Annotated in this window: 11 protein-coding genes and 1 pseudogene; 5 read left to right on the forward strand and 7 right to left on the reverse strand. The window is 67.3% G+C overall.

Annotated elements, in window-relative coordinates; genetic code table 11:
• The first annotated feature begins 58 nt into the window (after positions 1-58).
• From NF616_RS19160 to NF616_RS19170, 3 genes are all read left to right on the forward strand, one after another.
• Positions 59-3721: a PAS domain S-box protein gene (locus NF616_RS19160; protein WP_252275285.1), complete on the forward strand. Its 3663-nt coding sequence runs from the start codon at positions 59-61 to the stop codon at positions 3719-3721.
• Entirely contained in the window at positions 3718-4716 is a 999-nt protein-coding gene (locus NF616_RS19165) for a response regulator (RefSeq protein ID WP_252275286.1), read from the forward strand. Before NF616_RS19160 ends, NF616_RS19165 begins: the two co-directional genes overlap by 4 nt.
• 110 nt (positions 4717-4826) lie before the next feature.
• Positions 4827-5549 carry a dienelactone hydrolase family protein gene (locus NF616_RS19170; protein ID WP_252275288.1) on the forward strand — a complete coding sequence of 241 codons (723 nt, stop codon included), beginning with the start codon at positions 4827-4829 and terminating at the stop codon, positions 5547-5549.
• 6 nt (positions 5550-5555) lie between these two features.
• On the opposite strand, the gene NF616_RS19175 is transcribed toward NF616_RS19170, so the two are convergent.
• The 5 genes and pseudogenes from NF616_RS19175 to NF616_RS19195 form a co-directional block, all read right to left on the reverse strand.
• Positions 5556-6815, reverse strand: a complete 1260-nt coding sequence (locus tag NF616_RS19175; RefSeq protein WP_252275290.1) for an XAC2610-related protein — start codon at positions 6813-6815, stop codon at positions 5556-5558.
• A gap of 75 nt (positions 6816-6890) precedes the next feature.
• Positions 6891-7754 carry a pirin family protein gene (locus NF616_RS19180; protein WP_252275292.1) on the reverse strand — a complete coding sequence of 288 codons (864 nt, stop codon included), beginning with the start codon at positions 7752-7754 and terminating at the stop codon, positions 6891-6893.
• On the reverse strand, positions 7751-8149 hold the full coding sequence (locus NF616_RS19185) for an OsmC family protein (RefSeq protein WP_252275294.1): 399 nt from the start codon (positions 8147-8149) through the stop codon (positions 7751-7753). The genes NF616_RS19180 and NF616_RS19185 overlap by 4 nt, the downstream gene beginning before the upstream one ends.
• Positions 8150-8200: 51 nt before the next feature.
• Positions 8201-9106: pseudogene (locus tag NF616_RS21495) on the reverse strand (methyl-accepting chemotaxis protein); the annotation flags it as partial.
• A 616-nt stretch (positions 9107-9722) separates the two neighbouring features.
• A complete protein-coding gene (locus tag NF616_RS19195) occupies positions 9723-10583 on the reverse strand; it encodes a substrate-binding periplasmic protein (protein WP_252275297.1) in 861 nt (286 codons plus the stop codon).
• A 117-nt stretch (positions 10584-10700) separates the two neighbouring features.
• Between NF616_RS19195 and NF616_RS19200 the strand changes: the two genes are divergently transcribed.
• Together NF616_RS19200 and NF616_RS19205 are read left to right on the forward strand one after the other, a co-directional pair.
• A complete protein-coding gene (locus NF616_RS19200) occupies positions 10701-11723 on the forward strand; it encodes an amidohydrolase family protein (RefSeq protein WP_252275299.1) in 1023 nt (340 codons plus the stop codon).
• A gap of 62 nt (positions 11724-11785) precedes the next feature.
• Complete coding sequence (locus NF616_RS19205; protein WP_252275301.1) at positions 11786-12253, forward strand: DUF3859 domain-containing protein; 468 nt, start codon at positions 11786-11788, stop codon at positions 12251-12253.
• 56 nt (positions 12254-12309) lie between these two features.
• Here the strand turns inward: NF616_RS19205 and fabB are convergent, their stop codons facing one another.
• Both fabB and fabA read right to left on the reverse strand, forming a co-directional pair.
• A complete protein-coding gene (fabB, locus tag NF616_RS19210; protein WP_252275302.1) occupies positions 12310-13524 on the reverse strand; it encodes a beta-ketoacyl-ACP synthase I in 1215 nt (404 codons plus the stop codon).
• A 13-nt stretch (positions 13525-13537) separates the two neighbouring features.
• A complete protein-coding gene (gene fabA / locus NF616_RS19215; protein ID WP_252275304.1) occupies positions 13538-14053 on the reverse strand; it encodes a 3-hydroxyacyl-[acyl-carrier-protein] dehydratase FabA in 516 nt (171 codons plus the stop codon).
• Positions 14054-14101: the final 48 nt, after the last annotated feature.

Genomic DNA, 14101 nt, shown 5'->3' on the forward strand with positions numbered 1-14101 from the left:
CTGCCGATAGCTTCCTGCACCCCCAGTGTCCCGTGTCTTCCAGCAGTAGACGCCCGCCATGTCGTACCTGACCAGCCTGTTTCTCGACAACGATCCCAGCCTCCTGCTGCAGGGCACCTATAGCCCCTGGCTGGTGCTGCTGTCCCTGGCGATCGCCATGTTCACCTCGGGCATGGCCCTGCAGGTGGCCGGCATGGCCCGCCTCAGCCGCAACACCTTTCACCGGCAAACGGCGCTGCTCACCGGCTCCCTGGCCCTGGGCGGCGGCGTCTGGGCCATGCATTTCATCGGCATGCTGGCGTTCCAGCTGTGCGCGCCGGTCAGCTACTCGCCCGGCCTGACCCTGCTGTCGCTGCTGCCCAGCCTGGCGGCGTCCTGGGTGGCCCTGCAGCTGCTGGCGCGGCGCCAGGTGACGCGCATGCAGCTGATCGGCAGCGGCGTGCTGGTGGGCGCCGGCATCGGCGCCATGCATTACAGCGGCATGGCGGCAATGCGCATGGCGCCGCTGCTGCGTTACGACCCCTGGTGGTTCGCACTGTCGATCCTGGTGGCGGTGGCGCTGGCCATCCTCGCCTTGTGGGTGCGCTTCGGCCTGCGCGGCAAGCTGTCGTCGGGCAAGGCGATCATGGTCAGCGGCGTGGTCATGGGCCTGGCCATCAGTGGCATGCACTACACCGGCATGGCCGCCGCGCGTTTCGTCGGCGCGGCCGATCCGGTCGGTGCGCAAAGCGACTTCAGCCTGTTCCTCGCGCTGGCGGTGGCCTTGATCACCGTCTCGCTGACCATCTTCGTCGCCGGGGTCAACGGCCTGCTGCGTTATCGCCAGCTGTTCCAGCAGGTTCAGGCCAGCGAGGCGCGGGTACGCGCGATCCTGGATACCGCGGTGGATGGCGTGGTGACCATCGACGACCGCGGCATCATCGAGGGCATGAACGCCGCGGCCGCCAAACTCTACGGCTGGAATCGCGAGGAGCTGATCGGCAAGTCCATCGATACGGTGATTCCCGAGAGCTACCGCAACGGCATGGCCGACTACCTGCCGCAGCTGCTGAACGCCGGGGAGACGCAGATCATCGGCGGCAGCCGCGAGGTGGAAGTGCTGCGCAAGGACGGCAGCGAGTTGCCGATCCGCCTGGCCATCGGCCGCGCCACCTTGCCTGACCGCACTTTGTACGTCGGCTTCATCAGCGATATCAGCGAGCGCAAGGCGATGGAGAAGGCCCTGCGCGAGAGCGAGCAGCAGTACCGCTCGCTGATCGGCAACATCCCCGGCGTGGCGTTCCGCTGCCTGCTCGACGAGAGCTGGAGCATGCTGTTCATCAGCGACGCGGTGGAGACGCTGACCGGCTGGACGGCGGAAGACTTCACCAGCCGGCGCAAGTCGATCAGCGAGCTGTATCACCCGGACGATTTCCAGCGGGTGGCCGAAGAGGTGCTCATGGATATCGCCCTGAAGCGCAGCTACACCACGGAATACCGCATCTTCGATCGCGAGGGCCGGGAGCACTGGATCTGGGAGAGCGGCAGCGCGGTGCTCGGTGACAACGGCGCGCCCAACTGGATCGACGGGGTGCTGCTGGACATCACCGAGAGCAAGCTGCGCAACGCCGAGTTCGAGGGCACGGTCAAGGCCATCAGCCGCGCCCTGTCGGTGATCGAGTTCGATCTGCAGGGCCGGGTCCTCAGCGCCAACTACAACTTCCTCGAGCTCATGGGTTACGAGGAGGACGAGATCATCGGCCAGCACCACCGCATGTTCTGCGAGCAGGGCTGGGTGGACAGCGGCGCCTACGACGAATTCTGGACGAGCCTGGCGAGCGGCGAGCTGCACGCCGGCGAATACATGCGCCTGGGCAAGTGCGGTCGCGAGGTGTGGATCCAGGCCTCCTACAACCCGATCTTCGATGCCGACGGCAAGCCGTTCAAGGTGATCAAGTTCGCCACCGACCTCAGCCAGCGGCGTGAGATGGAGGAGGCGCTGCGTCACGCCAAGGAACATGCCGAGATGGCCGCCGCGGCCAAGACCACCTTTCTGGCCAACATGAGCCACGAGATCCGCACGCCGATGAACGCCATCATCGGCTTCACCGAGCTGCTGCTCGACGGCGTGCTCAGCGAGCAGCAGCGCCGCCACCTGTGCACCGTGCGCCAGGCCGCGCGCTCGCTGCTCGGCCTGCTCAACGACATCCTCGACACCGCCAAGCTGGAGCGCGGCGCGGTGGAGCTCGAGGACATGGACTTCTCCCTGCGCGAACTCTGCGGGCAGGTCTGCGATGCCCTGCGCCTGGGCGCCGAGGGCAAGGGGCTGAGCCTGTGCCTGGACTATCAGGAAGGGCTGGGCGACTTCTTCAAGGGCGATCCGCTGCGCATCCAGCAGGTGCTCACCAACCTGGTGGGCAACGCGGTGAAGTTCACCGAGAGCGGCTGGGTGCGGCTCGAGGTGAGTGGCGAGCCGGGCAGGGTGCAGCTGGCGGTGCGCGACAGCGGCATCGGTATCGCCGAGGATCGCCTGCAGCACATCTTCGATCCCTTCGCCCAGGCGGATGCCTCCATGAGCCGGCGCTTCGGCGGCACCGGCCTCGGCACCACCATCGCCCGCCAGCTCACCGAGCTGATGGGCGGCAGCATTCGCGTGGAGAGCCGCCTGGGCGCCGGCAGCCTGTTCCTGGTGGAACTGCCGCTGCGGGCCGGCGAGGCGAGTGGCATCGACCGTGGCGTGGTGGTGCAGCAGCTGCCGGAGCTGAACATCCTGGCCGCCGACGACGTGGCGCAGAACATCGAGCTGCTCGGCCTGACGCTGGGCGCCATGGGCCACCGGGTGACCACCGCCAGCGACGGCGAGCAGGCCCTGGCGGCGTTCGTCGGCGGGCGCTACGACGTGTTGCTGATGGATGTGCAGATGCCGCGCATGGACGGCCTCGAGGCGACCCGGCGCATCCGTACCCACGAGGAGGCCCACGGCCTGCAGCGCACGCCGGTGATCGCCCTGACCGCCAGCGTGCTGGAGCAGGACCGCCGCGCCGCGCGCGAGGCCGGCATGGATGGTTTCGCTTCCAAGCCGCTGGAGATGAACAAGCTGCTGGCCGAAATCGCGCGGGTGATCGGCCTGACACCGACGCCGGCGGATCAACCGGCGGCGACCGGCGAGGCGGCGGAGGACCTGTCCATCGACTGGCCGCGCGGCATCCAGCTGTGGGGCAGCGAGCAGACGATGGCCGCGGCGATCCGGCGCTTCCTCGCCGAACATGCCGACAGTTGCGCCGAGATCGAGGCGCTGTTGCAGGAAGGCTGGCGCATCGAGGCCATCGAGCTGGTCCATCGCCTGCGGGGCGCCGCCGCCAACCTGGCGCTGGTGCGCGCCAGCCGCCTCGCCGGGCAGCTGGAGCATGCGCTGAAAGGCGCTATACCGGCCTCGGTGGACGAGCTGCTGGCCAGCCTGGTCGAGGTTCTGGCCTCGCTGCCGGAGGAATTGCCGCCACCAGTGGCTACAGTGGAAGAGGGCGTGACGCTGTTGAGCCCCTCCGAACTGGCCGAGCTGATCGAACAGGCGCGCGGAGCCCTGCAGCACGGCGAGCTGCCGGAGGACGCGTTGCGCCGTCTGAACGCCGCATTGCCGGCACGCCAGGCTCAGGCGCTGGAAAGCGCCATCAACGATTTCGACTTCGAGCGCGCCGACGCGCTGCTGGCCGAGCTGCTTGGCACAGGAGACATGCCGCAATGATCAGACCCGCCGATGCCCGCCCCAAGCTGCTGCTGGTGGACGACGAGCCGACCAACCTGCAGGTGCTGCGGCAGATCCTGCAGGACGACTACCGCCTGCTCTTCGCCAAGGACGGCGACAAGGCCCTGGAACTGGCCGAGCGCGAGAGCCCGGCGCTGATCCTGCTCGACGTGATGATGCCGGGCATGACCGGCTACGAGGTGTGCGCGCGGCTCAAGGCGCAGCCGGCCACGGCGGCCATCCCGGTGATCTTCGTCACCGCGCTGGCCGACGTGGAGGACGAGGCGCAGGGGTTCGAGGCGGGCGCGGTGGACTACATCACCAAGCCGGTCAGCGCGCCCATCGTGCGTGCGCGCGTGCGCACCCATCTGTCGCTGGTGCGCGCCGACGAGCTGCGTCAGACCCGCCTGCAGATCGTCCAGCGTCTGGGCCTGGCCTCGGAATACAAGGACAACGAGACCGGTCTGCACGTGATCCGCATGAGCCACTACACCTACATCCTGGCCAAGGCCGCCGGATACAGCGAGCTGGAGGCGGACGACCTGCTGAACGCCGCCCCCATGCACGATGTCGGCAAGATCGGCATACCCGACGCCATCCTGCAGAAGAACGGCAAGCTCGACGAGGCCGAGTGGGCGGTGATGCGTCAGCATGCGCAGATCGGCGCGGAGATCATCGGCGAGCATGATTCGGGGCTGCTGAAGACGGCGCGGATCATCGCCCTGACCCATCACGAGAAATGGGACGGCAGCGGTTATCCCAACGGTCTAAAGGGCGAGGAGATACCGCTGGCCGGGCGTATCGTCGCGATCGCCGACGTGTTCGACGCTCTCACCAGCGTGCGCCCGTACAAGCCGGCCTGGTCGCTGGACGACGCGCTCGATCTGCTCCGCCGCGAGAGCGGTCGCCACTTCGATCCGGAGCTGGTGGAGCTGTTCATCGGCCAGTTGCCTGCGATTCTCGAGGTCAAGGAGCGCTGGGCGGAAGCGGGCTAGCGCCTCGCCCCGGCCCGATGCCCTCAGGCGCGGCGGCGGGCGCCGGGATGACGAACCGGCAGAATTGGCTAGTCTTCTGCGTTCGATGTCCCGACCGGAAAGGAGAAAACATGAGCCAGATCGTCAACCGTACCGTGCGATACGAGATCGGTGGCCAGCTGTTCGAGGGCCAACTGCTGTACGACGATTCCCGCTCTGCGCTGCGCCCCGGGCTGCTGCTGACCCCCAACTGGATGGGGGTGGCCGCAGGCGTGATCGAGATGGCCGCACGGGTGGCTCAGCGCGGTTACGTGGTGTTCGTTGCCGATGTCTATGGCGTGGGCGTGCGCCCGCAGAACCACGATGAAGCCGCCGCGGCGATGATGTCGGTGAAGGGCACACCGGCCCTGCGCCAGCGCCTGCAGGCATCGCTCGACACCCTCAAGGCCCAGCCCGGCGTGCCGCTGGACACCAGCCGCATGGCCGTCTTCGGCTTCTGCTTCGGCGGCCATTGCGCCCTCGAGCTGGCCCGCCACGGTGCGCCACTCCAGGCCGTGATTTCCTTCCACGGCACCCTGGATACCGCCGACCCGGCGGACGCCAAGAACATCCGTGGCGCGGTGCTGGTGCTGGACGGCGCCGAGGACCCGCTGGTGCCCCGCGAGCAGTTGGTGGGCTTCGCCGCGGAGATGAGTGCCGCCGGGGTCGACTGGCAGCTGACCAGCTACGGCGGCGCCGCGCATTCCTTCACCGATCCGCAGGCCAACGTGCCGGGCAAGATGCAGTACGACGCCAAGGTGTCGCAACGCGCTTTTGCCGCGATGTACGCGCTGCTCGACGAGGTCTTCGCCTAGTCGGCATCAGGGCGTGTCGGTGTTCTCGGCGATCGCGGGCGGATAGTCCAGCGTCACTTCCTCGGCCGTGTACAGCGGCGCCGCCAGGGCCGGATCGGTGAGCGCCACGCGCACCCGGTAGCGGCCTGGCGTCAGCTCGGGGAAGAAGGGCACGTACGCGTCCTGCTGCTGTTCGTCCGGGTGGTAGATGACCAGGCGGCCGTCGCGCCGCTCGATGTAGTTGTCATCCAGCAGATGACTGCCGCCGGCTGCCAGTTCGATGCGGTGGTTGGCTGCGTACAAGCGGTGGCTGCGCCGAGTGCCGTCCGCGGTGGCGAACAGCAGGTGCACTTCGGCGTGCTCCAGGGCCAGCGGCCGTTCCGCGCTCAGGCCAAGGCTGAACAGCGGCGAGGCCGGGTCGGAAAAGTCGCTGACGCTCAGGCTCAGCCCGTCCGGATGCGGCCCCGCGCGGTAGCGCTCATGCAGGTCGTATGCGCGGTCCAGGGAGATCCAGCGCTCCAGCGGGCCCTTGCGCGAGGCGTAGCGAATCTGCAGCCATTGCCCCTGGCGTGCCAGCACCTCGCAGACATCGCCCTCGATCAGGTACGCCTTGCTGCGGCTGGCCTCGTTGGGTTCGTGGTGCAGATACAGGCGGGGCGCCGGCACCGTCCAGGTCTGTGACTCGCCGTCATCGTCGATGGCGCGGCTGGCCACCACCTCGCCCTGCGGGTCGAAGGTCTTTTCGAACAGCGGGAAGAACAGGTAGGGATAATCCGGGCTGTAGTCATCCTGCACCTGCAGGGTCTTGTACAGCCAGGGCCGGCCGTGGTCGAAGCGGAAGGCGTCGTGATACCAGCGCGGGCCGCTGCGGCAGCTGCTGTACAGGGCACGCTCCTCGACCTTGCGCTCCAGACCCCAGAAGCCCGAGCAGCTGAGACGGTCGATCAGCGTCTCCGGGATCTTCAGGAACTCGAAGCGGCGCTGGGCGGGACGGTAGAGGTACAGGTGATAGACCTGGTTGACCATGCCGGCGGACATGCTCACACCCAGGTCGTCGTAGCCATCGAAGTCGTAGTCCGCGACCTCGAAGCGCGGCTCCGCCTCGTTCGCCTCGGGAATCTCCAGCTCGATCCGGCTGCCGTCCGGCTGCAGCAGCAGGTATAGCTCGCCGTCCCGTTCCACCCGGGCCGTTGTGCCGGGCTCGGGTTCGAGTGTCGGCAGGTTCGCGTAGGCGACCAGCGGCGTGAGTAACAGCGAGGCGGCGAGCAGGCGACGAATGAGGGACACGGCGGCAATCCTTTGCAAACGGAGGTCGGCAGTTTACTGCCTGATGGGCAGACCAACCCGTGACCGAGCTGGCAATCAGCTGCCGGGCAGGCGGATGCGCTCGCTTTCGCCGGGCACCCGTGGCCAGTTCCAGGCCGTCCAGTTCTGTTTGGCCTGCTCCAGCAGCGCCGCGTCGCTGGCCACGAAGTTCCAGTACATGCGCCGCGGCCCCAGCGGCTCGCCGCCGATCAACGCCAGGTGGCATTCGCCGCAGGCGCTGAGCAGCAGTTCCTCGCCCTCCGGCAGCACGGCCAGGCTACGCAGCGGCAGTTCGGCGCCGTCCAGCTGCGCTTCGCCCTCGATCAGATACAGGGCGCGCTCGCGGTGTTCTGCGGGAATCAGCAGGCTGGCACCAGCGGCCAATTTCAGCTCCGCGTAGAGGGTGGGCGAGGGTACCGGCACCGGCGACTCCAGGCAGAAGCCGGAGCCGGCGATCAGGGTGATCCGTACGCCCATGGCCTCGCTGCGCGGCAGGCTGGCGGCGGGATGGTGGCTGTAGCTCGGCTCGCCTTGCTCCAGGTGTTGCGGCAGGGCCAGCCATACCTGCAGACCGTGCAGGCGCGAGCCGCTCTGCCACAGGGATTCCGGAGTGCGCTCGACATGCGCGACGGCGCGCCCGGCGGTCATCCAGCTGACGTCGCCGGGCTGTACCCGTTGGTCCGAGCCGAGGCTGTCCTTGTGCTGCAGCTCGCCCTCGAACAGGTAGGTGAGGGTCGACAGGCCGATGTGCGGGTGCTGGTCGATGTTCATGCCGCTGCCGGCCGGGTAGACCTTCTCCAGCATGTGATCGAAGAACACAAAAGGCCCGACGCTGCGGCACTTGGCCGAGGGCAGCGGGCGCAGGATCGGCTGGCCGGCGATGTCCTCGGCCTTGGGCGTGATCAGCAGCGGCTCGCTCATGCGCCGTCGCCCAGGCGGGTTTCCACCTGCACCTCGATGCTGGTCATCAGTTTGTGGATCGGGCACTTGTCGGCGATGCGCAGCAGTTGCTGGCGCTGCTCGTCATCCAGGGCGCCGCGCAGGCCCAGCTCCACGGCCAGGCGGTAGGTGCCCTGGCGTTCCTGGCTGTCATCGCGGGCCACACGTACGTCCAGGCTCTCCAGCGGCAGGCCGCGCTGCTTGGCATAGAGCATCAGGGTCAGGGCCTTGCAGGCGCCCAGGGCGGCATCGAACAGGTCGTGCGGCTCGGGGCCGGAGGCCGTGCCGCCGAATGATGCGGGCACATCGGTGTGCAGCAGGTGTTCGCCGATCTCGATGCTGTGGCGCAGGCCGGACTCGGTGCTGATACGGATCATGATGGTTCCCTGGCTAGGTTGGATGCGCCAGCCTAGCCCAGGCGGCGATCTTCAGACCAGCACGGAAAGGCGCACGTCGGCGCCAAGCACGCGCAGCAGACGGCCATCGGTACCGAGGATGGGCACCGATACGGTGAAACAGAAATCGTCGGTGGCCGAGGAGCGATAGACCGGCGTGATGTGGCTGCGCAGGTCGTCCGCCACGCTGCGGAACCAGGGGCGAGTGCTCCAGTCGCGACCACGGCAGCTCGGCGCGGACTGATGTGGCACACCTTCGGCGAAGATGTTCTCCGAGACCTGCACGCCACGGGCATCGACCAGGTAGAACAGCTCGAAGCGGCCGTCGCGCTGCAGCGTTTCGGCCAGCAGGCGCTCGGCACCGACGGCGTCGCCAGCCAGGCGTGCGTCGGCCGCGAGCGCCTCGACGCCGCTCTGCACCGAGCGGTGCAGCTCCAGGCGAAAATCACCCAGGCCTTGCAGCAGACGGTCGCCATCCTCGCGCACGGCCTGGCTGTGGCGCAGTACCTGGCCGGCCTTGCCGAGCAGATCGCCAGCGACCTGGGCGATCTGCTGCACGTCGCCATTGATCGAGCGCACCGCCTGGCCGATCTGCTCGGTGCCGGTGGCGATATGGCCGACGCGTTCGTCCAGGCGGTCCATGGCCTGGCGCGTGCTATCCAGGCCGTTGCCGACCTGCAGCATGCCGATGCGGCCATCCTCGACGGCCTGGTGCATGCGCTCGCCGGCCGCGCCGAGCTGACCCATGCCGTCGCGAAAGCGCTCGATGATCTGCCCGACCTGGCCGGTGGCCTCCGTGGTATGGCCGGCCAGACGACGCACTTCCTCGGCGACCACGGCAAAGCCGCGGCCATGCTCGCCGGCCCGGGCGGCCTCGATGGCGGCGTTCAGAGCCAGCAGATTGGTCTGCTGGGAGATGCTGGCGATCACGCCGATGACCTTGCTGACTTCTTCCAGCTGCGCCGTGAGGTTGCCGATCACCTCGCCCAGCTGCGTCTCGCAGGCGCCGATGGCGTCCACCTGGCCGAGCACGGCCAGGCCGCTTTGCTGGCATTGCCGCAGGGTCGCGGCGACTTCGCCGGACAGCCGCGCCACCTCGGCGGCGCCGGGCACCAGTTCGGCGTCCAGGGTGGTGGTGACCTGCTCGCTGGCGCTGGCGATCAGCTCCGAGGACTGCGCCAGGCTCTGTCCGCTGGCCTGGTTGGCGCTGGCGATGCTGGCCAGCTGCGGCGCGTGTGCGGCAATGCCGACAGCGGCGCCGAGGCTGGTGCGGATGCGCTGGTGCAGGCCGTCGCTGAAACGGTTGAGCCGGCCCATCCACGGCTGCTGCTCGGGCAGGCGGGTGGTCAGGTCGTGGCGGGTGAAGAGGGCGGCGAAGGCTTCTTCGTCCAGCTCGCGTCGCGAGGGTTTGCGCAGCAACTGCAGCATGGTGCATCTCCCTGAGAGTCCTGACGGGAGCGGTGCAAGCACAGTGCCATTATGCGTTGCAGGCGATATCGATGGGCATATGTCGATCACGCGTGCTCAATGCTGCGCCAACAGAGTTCGTCCGGCGCTATTGCGGTGCGCCCGGCCGGTACCAGAACTCCTGGCGCTTGAAGGGCGTCTGCGCCGGCAGATCGAGGTTCTCCAGCTCGATGATCTGGCGTTTGCCGAGCCCGGCGCGCTTCAGGGTCTCGCCGTGGTACTGCTGGAACAGGGCCTCGAAACTGCCATCGGCGATCATCGCTTCCAGACCATGCTCGATGGCCGCGGCCAGGTCGGCGCGGGCGCGCGAGGTGAAGAAGTAGAAGGCGCTCGGGTAGTGCAGGGCGATGTGCTCGTCGACCTCCAGGGCCAGGCCCTCCTGGGCGACACGGGCCTGCTCGTTCCAGGCCACCACGACCTCGCGAGGAAAGAGGTCGAAGCGGCCGGCGTCGAGCATGCGGAACAGGCTGACGTAGCTCTGGCTGGTGATCACCTGCAGGCCGTTATCGCGCAGGATGCGGGTGTCGGGCCAGTCGGCGCGCTGGCCGAAGCGCATCGGTTTGAGGTCTTTCAGCGTCTTCACCTTGGCCAGCCAGCGGTTGTCCTCACGTCGTATCAACGGCACGCGCCAGCCGATCAGGCCCTTGTAAATGGGGATGCGGACCGGCAGCAGGCTCTCTTCGCGGGCGCGGGTGGTCATGGTCCACATCAGCTGCACGGCGCCGTCGTTGCGCTCCAGGGAATGCTCTGCGCGGCTTTGGGTCATGGCGCGGTGCGAAGGGCGCGGCTGGTAGTCGCCGCCGCTTTTGGCCAGGGCCTGGCGCAGCAGCTCGACGACATAGGCCTCCGGATCGGGCCCCTCGGAGTGCAGCGGATAGACCACCGGCTCGGCGTTCAGCGAAGCCGAACAGAGCAGGGCGAGCAGGGCGGTGAAGCGCAGCTTGGACATACGTGGAAGTTCGCGGCGGCAGATGATGGATGATGGCCCCTGGTCGGGCCACTTGCCAGTGAACGCCAGCGAGGCGGTAGCGGTCTACCCTTGCTCGAAAGCCAGGGAGTGACTCCATTGTCGATCCGCCGCTCATTGTTTGCCGCTTTGCTCGGCCTGTTGGTCGTGCAGGCCGAGGCCCGCGACTACCGCTTCAGCGATGCCCATCTGCATTACGTGGACTTCTTCCAGGAGAGCGAGGGCATGAAGCCGCTGCTGGACGCCATGGCCGCGGGGAACATCGACCACGTGATGATCAGCGGCATCCCGGTGGCCAAGAAATGGCATGAGGACGAGCCCAAGCGGCCGCGCTACTACGCAGGCGACGATGCCGGTGCCTACTGGTACAGCGCCACCGACGTGCTGGTGGCCGCGGCGGTGAAACGCGTGCCGGCCGAGCAGCGCAAGCGCTTCCATCCGTTTCTCAGCGGCTTCAACCCCGCCGACAAGAATTCCGACGCGCACATCCGCCGCATGCTCGAACTCGACCCGGGGCTATGGCAGGGCATCGGCGAGGTCTTCACTCGCCACGATGACCTCACCGCGCTGACCTACGGTGACACCCCGCGCGCCAACAACGAGGCGATGACGCGCATCTATCACCTGGCGGCGGAATACGACCTGCCGGTGCTGGTGCACAGCAACATCACCTCCAAGCGCGAGCGCAACCCACTGTACCTGGAGGAGATCGAGGAGCCGCTGCGCAACCACCCGCACGTGCGCTTCATCTGGGCCCATGCCGGCACCAGCATGGAAATCCACCGCCATCAGGAGAAGCTGGATTTCCTGCTCTCGACGCTGGAGCGGATGCTGGGCGACTACCCCAACCTGTACATCGACCTGTCGTGGACGGTACTGCAACCCTACCTGCTAGATGCCGAGGGCCGACCCGACCCGCGCTGGGTGAAGCTGGTCAGCCAGCATCCGGAGCGCTTCATGCTCGGCTCAGACGTGGTCGGCCGCTTCGAAGGTTTGGGCGACTACCTGCTGGCATTCCGCCCGTTCCTCGACGCATTGCCCGAGGACGTGGCGCACAAGGTGGCGCGCGACAACTTCCTCGCCGTGTTGCCGCGCAAACGCCAGGCGGAGCTACGCGACTGATTGTCATCAGCCTGTAACCGCGGCGTCATAGCCTCGCGCCAACTTTCCTCAAGGAGCGCGAGATGAAGCACCTGTTCAGCCTGTCCGTCCTGGCCCTGGGCCTGTCCACCAACCTGGCCCTGGCCGAAGTGCGTGTCGACGGGCCCATCGAGTACGGCGTGTTCGCCAGCGCACCGATCAAGGACCCGCAGCCGGGCGAACGCATCCTCAGCCGCGCGAATCAGCCGATGGAGCAGACCGAGGTGGTCCCGGCGCGCCTGGGCACCAAGTTCGGTGTGCGCTACCGCCTTCTCGGCAAGAGCGAGGGCGAGCAACCGCTGACGTTGCTGTATTTCACCCCTGGCCTGGTGGGCCCCGATGGCAAGCGCCAGGACAAGATCGAGCTGCAGCAGAAGCTGGTGGTCGGCGCTCCGACGGACGTGATGGCCTTCGAGTTCACCGAACACTATGAGGTGGTGCCGGGCGAATGGCAGTTCATGGTCTTCCAGGGCGACCGCAAGCTGCTGGAGCAGCGCTTCACCGTGCAGTAAGCCGGTGCGGAAAAGAAAACGGCGCCCGAAGGCGCCGTTTTTCATGGAGCGGGCGATCAGGCCTGGTAGCGCTGCAGCACCAGGGTGGCGTTGGTGCCACCGAAGCCGAAGCTGTTGCTCATCACGGTGTTCAGCTGCACGTCGCGGGTCTCGCGCTGGATCGGCAGGTCCGCCACTTCAGGGTCGATTTCCTCGATGTTGGCCGAACCGGCAACGAAGCCGCCCTGCATCATCAGCAGGCAGTAGATCGCCTCGTGCACGCCGGCGGCGCCCAGCGAGTGGCCGGACAGGCTCTTGGTGGAGCTGATGACCGGAGCCTTGGCGCCGAACACTTCGCGCACCGCGCGGGCCTCGGCAGTATCGCCGACCGGGGTGGAGGTGCCGTGGGTGTTGAGGTAGTCGATCGGCGCGCTGACGGTGGCCAGCGCCTGCTGCATGCAGCGCACGGCGCCTTCGCCGCTCGGGGCGACCATGTCGTAGCCGTCGCTGGTGGCTCCATAGCCGACGATCTCGGCGTAGATCTTGGCGCCGCGCTTGAGCGCGTGCTCCAGTTCCTCGACCACCACCATGCCGCCGCCGCCGGCGATGACGAAGCCGTCACGCTTGGCGTCGTAGGCGCGGGAGGCCTTCTCCGGGGTTTCGTTGTACTGGGTGGAGAGGGCGCCCATGGCGTCGAACAGGCAGCTCTGGCTCCAGTGCTCTTCTTCGCCGCCGCCGGCGAACACCACGTCCTGCTTGCCCATCTGGATCTGCTCCATGGCGTGGCCGATGCAGTGAGCACTGGTGGCGCAGGCGGAGGAGATGGAGTAGTTCACGCCCTTGATCTGGAACGGCGTGGCCAGGCAGGCCGACACGGTGCTGCCCATGGTACGCGGCACACGGTATGGGCCGATGCGCTTGACGCCCTTTTCGCGCAGTGTGTCGATGGCTTCCATCTGGTTCAGGGTGGAGGCACCGCCGGAGCCGGCGATCAGGCCGACGCGCGGGTTGGAAATGTCCTCCAGGCTCAGGCCCGAGTCCTTGATCGCCTGCTCCATGGCCAGGTAGGCGTAGGCGGCGGCGTCACCCATGAAGCGCAGCACCTTGCGGTCGATCAGCTCTTCCAGGTTCAGGTCGACAGAGCCGGATACCTGGCTGCGCAGGCCCTTCTCGGCGTATTCCGGGTTGAAGCGGATACCCGCCTTGCCGGCGCGCAGGTTGGCGGAAACGGTGTCCTTGTCATTGCCCAGGCAGGAAACGATGCCCAGGCCAGTGATCACGACGCGACGCATGCGGAAATGTCCTTCAGAAGCTGTCGGTAGAGGTGAACAGGCCGACGCGGAGGCCTTCGGCGCTGTAGATTTCGCGACCGTCGACGGCCACGTTGCCGTCGGCGATGCCGAGGATCAACGAGCGGTTGATGGTACGTTTGATATGGATGTTGTAGGTGAGTTTCTTCGCAGTCGGCAGCACCTGACCGAAGAATTTCACCTCGCCCGAGCCCAGGGCGCGGCCGCGGCCCGGGTTGCCCTGCCAGCCGAGGTAGAAGCCGACCAGCTGCCACATGGCGTCGAGGCCCAGGCAGCCTGGCATTACCGGATCACCCTCGAAGTGGCAGGCGAAGAACCAGAGGTCCGGGTTGATGTCGAGTTCGGCGACGATCTCGCCCTTGCCGTATTTACCGCCGGTTTCGCTGATGTGCACGATGCGGTCGATCATCAGCATGTTGGGGGCGGGCAATTGCGCATTACCAGGGCCAAACAGTTCGCCGCGGCTGCAGGCGAGCAAGTCTTCCCGGGTATAGGCGTTTTGCTTGGTCATGCGAACTCCTCAATGGTCCCCGCTCGACGGGGCTAAGCTGTGCCGCTG

This window comes from Pseudomonas subflava (genome assembly GCF_023823685.1).
Classification (GTDB): Bacteria; Pseudomonadota; Gammaproteobacteria; order Pseudomonadales; family Pseudomonadaceae; genus Aquipseudomonas; species Aquipseudomonas subflava.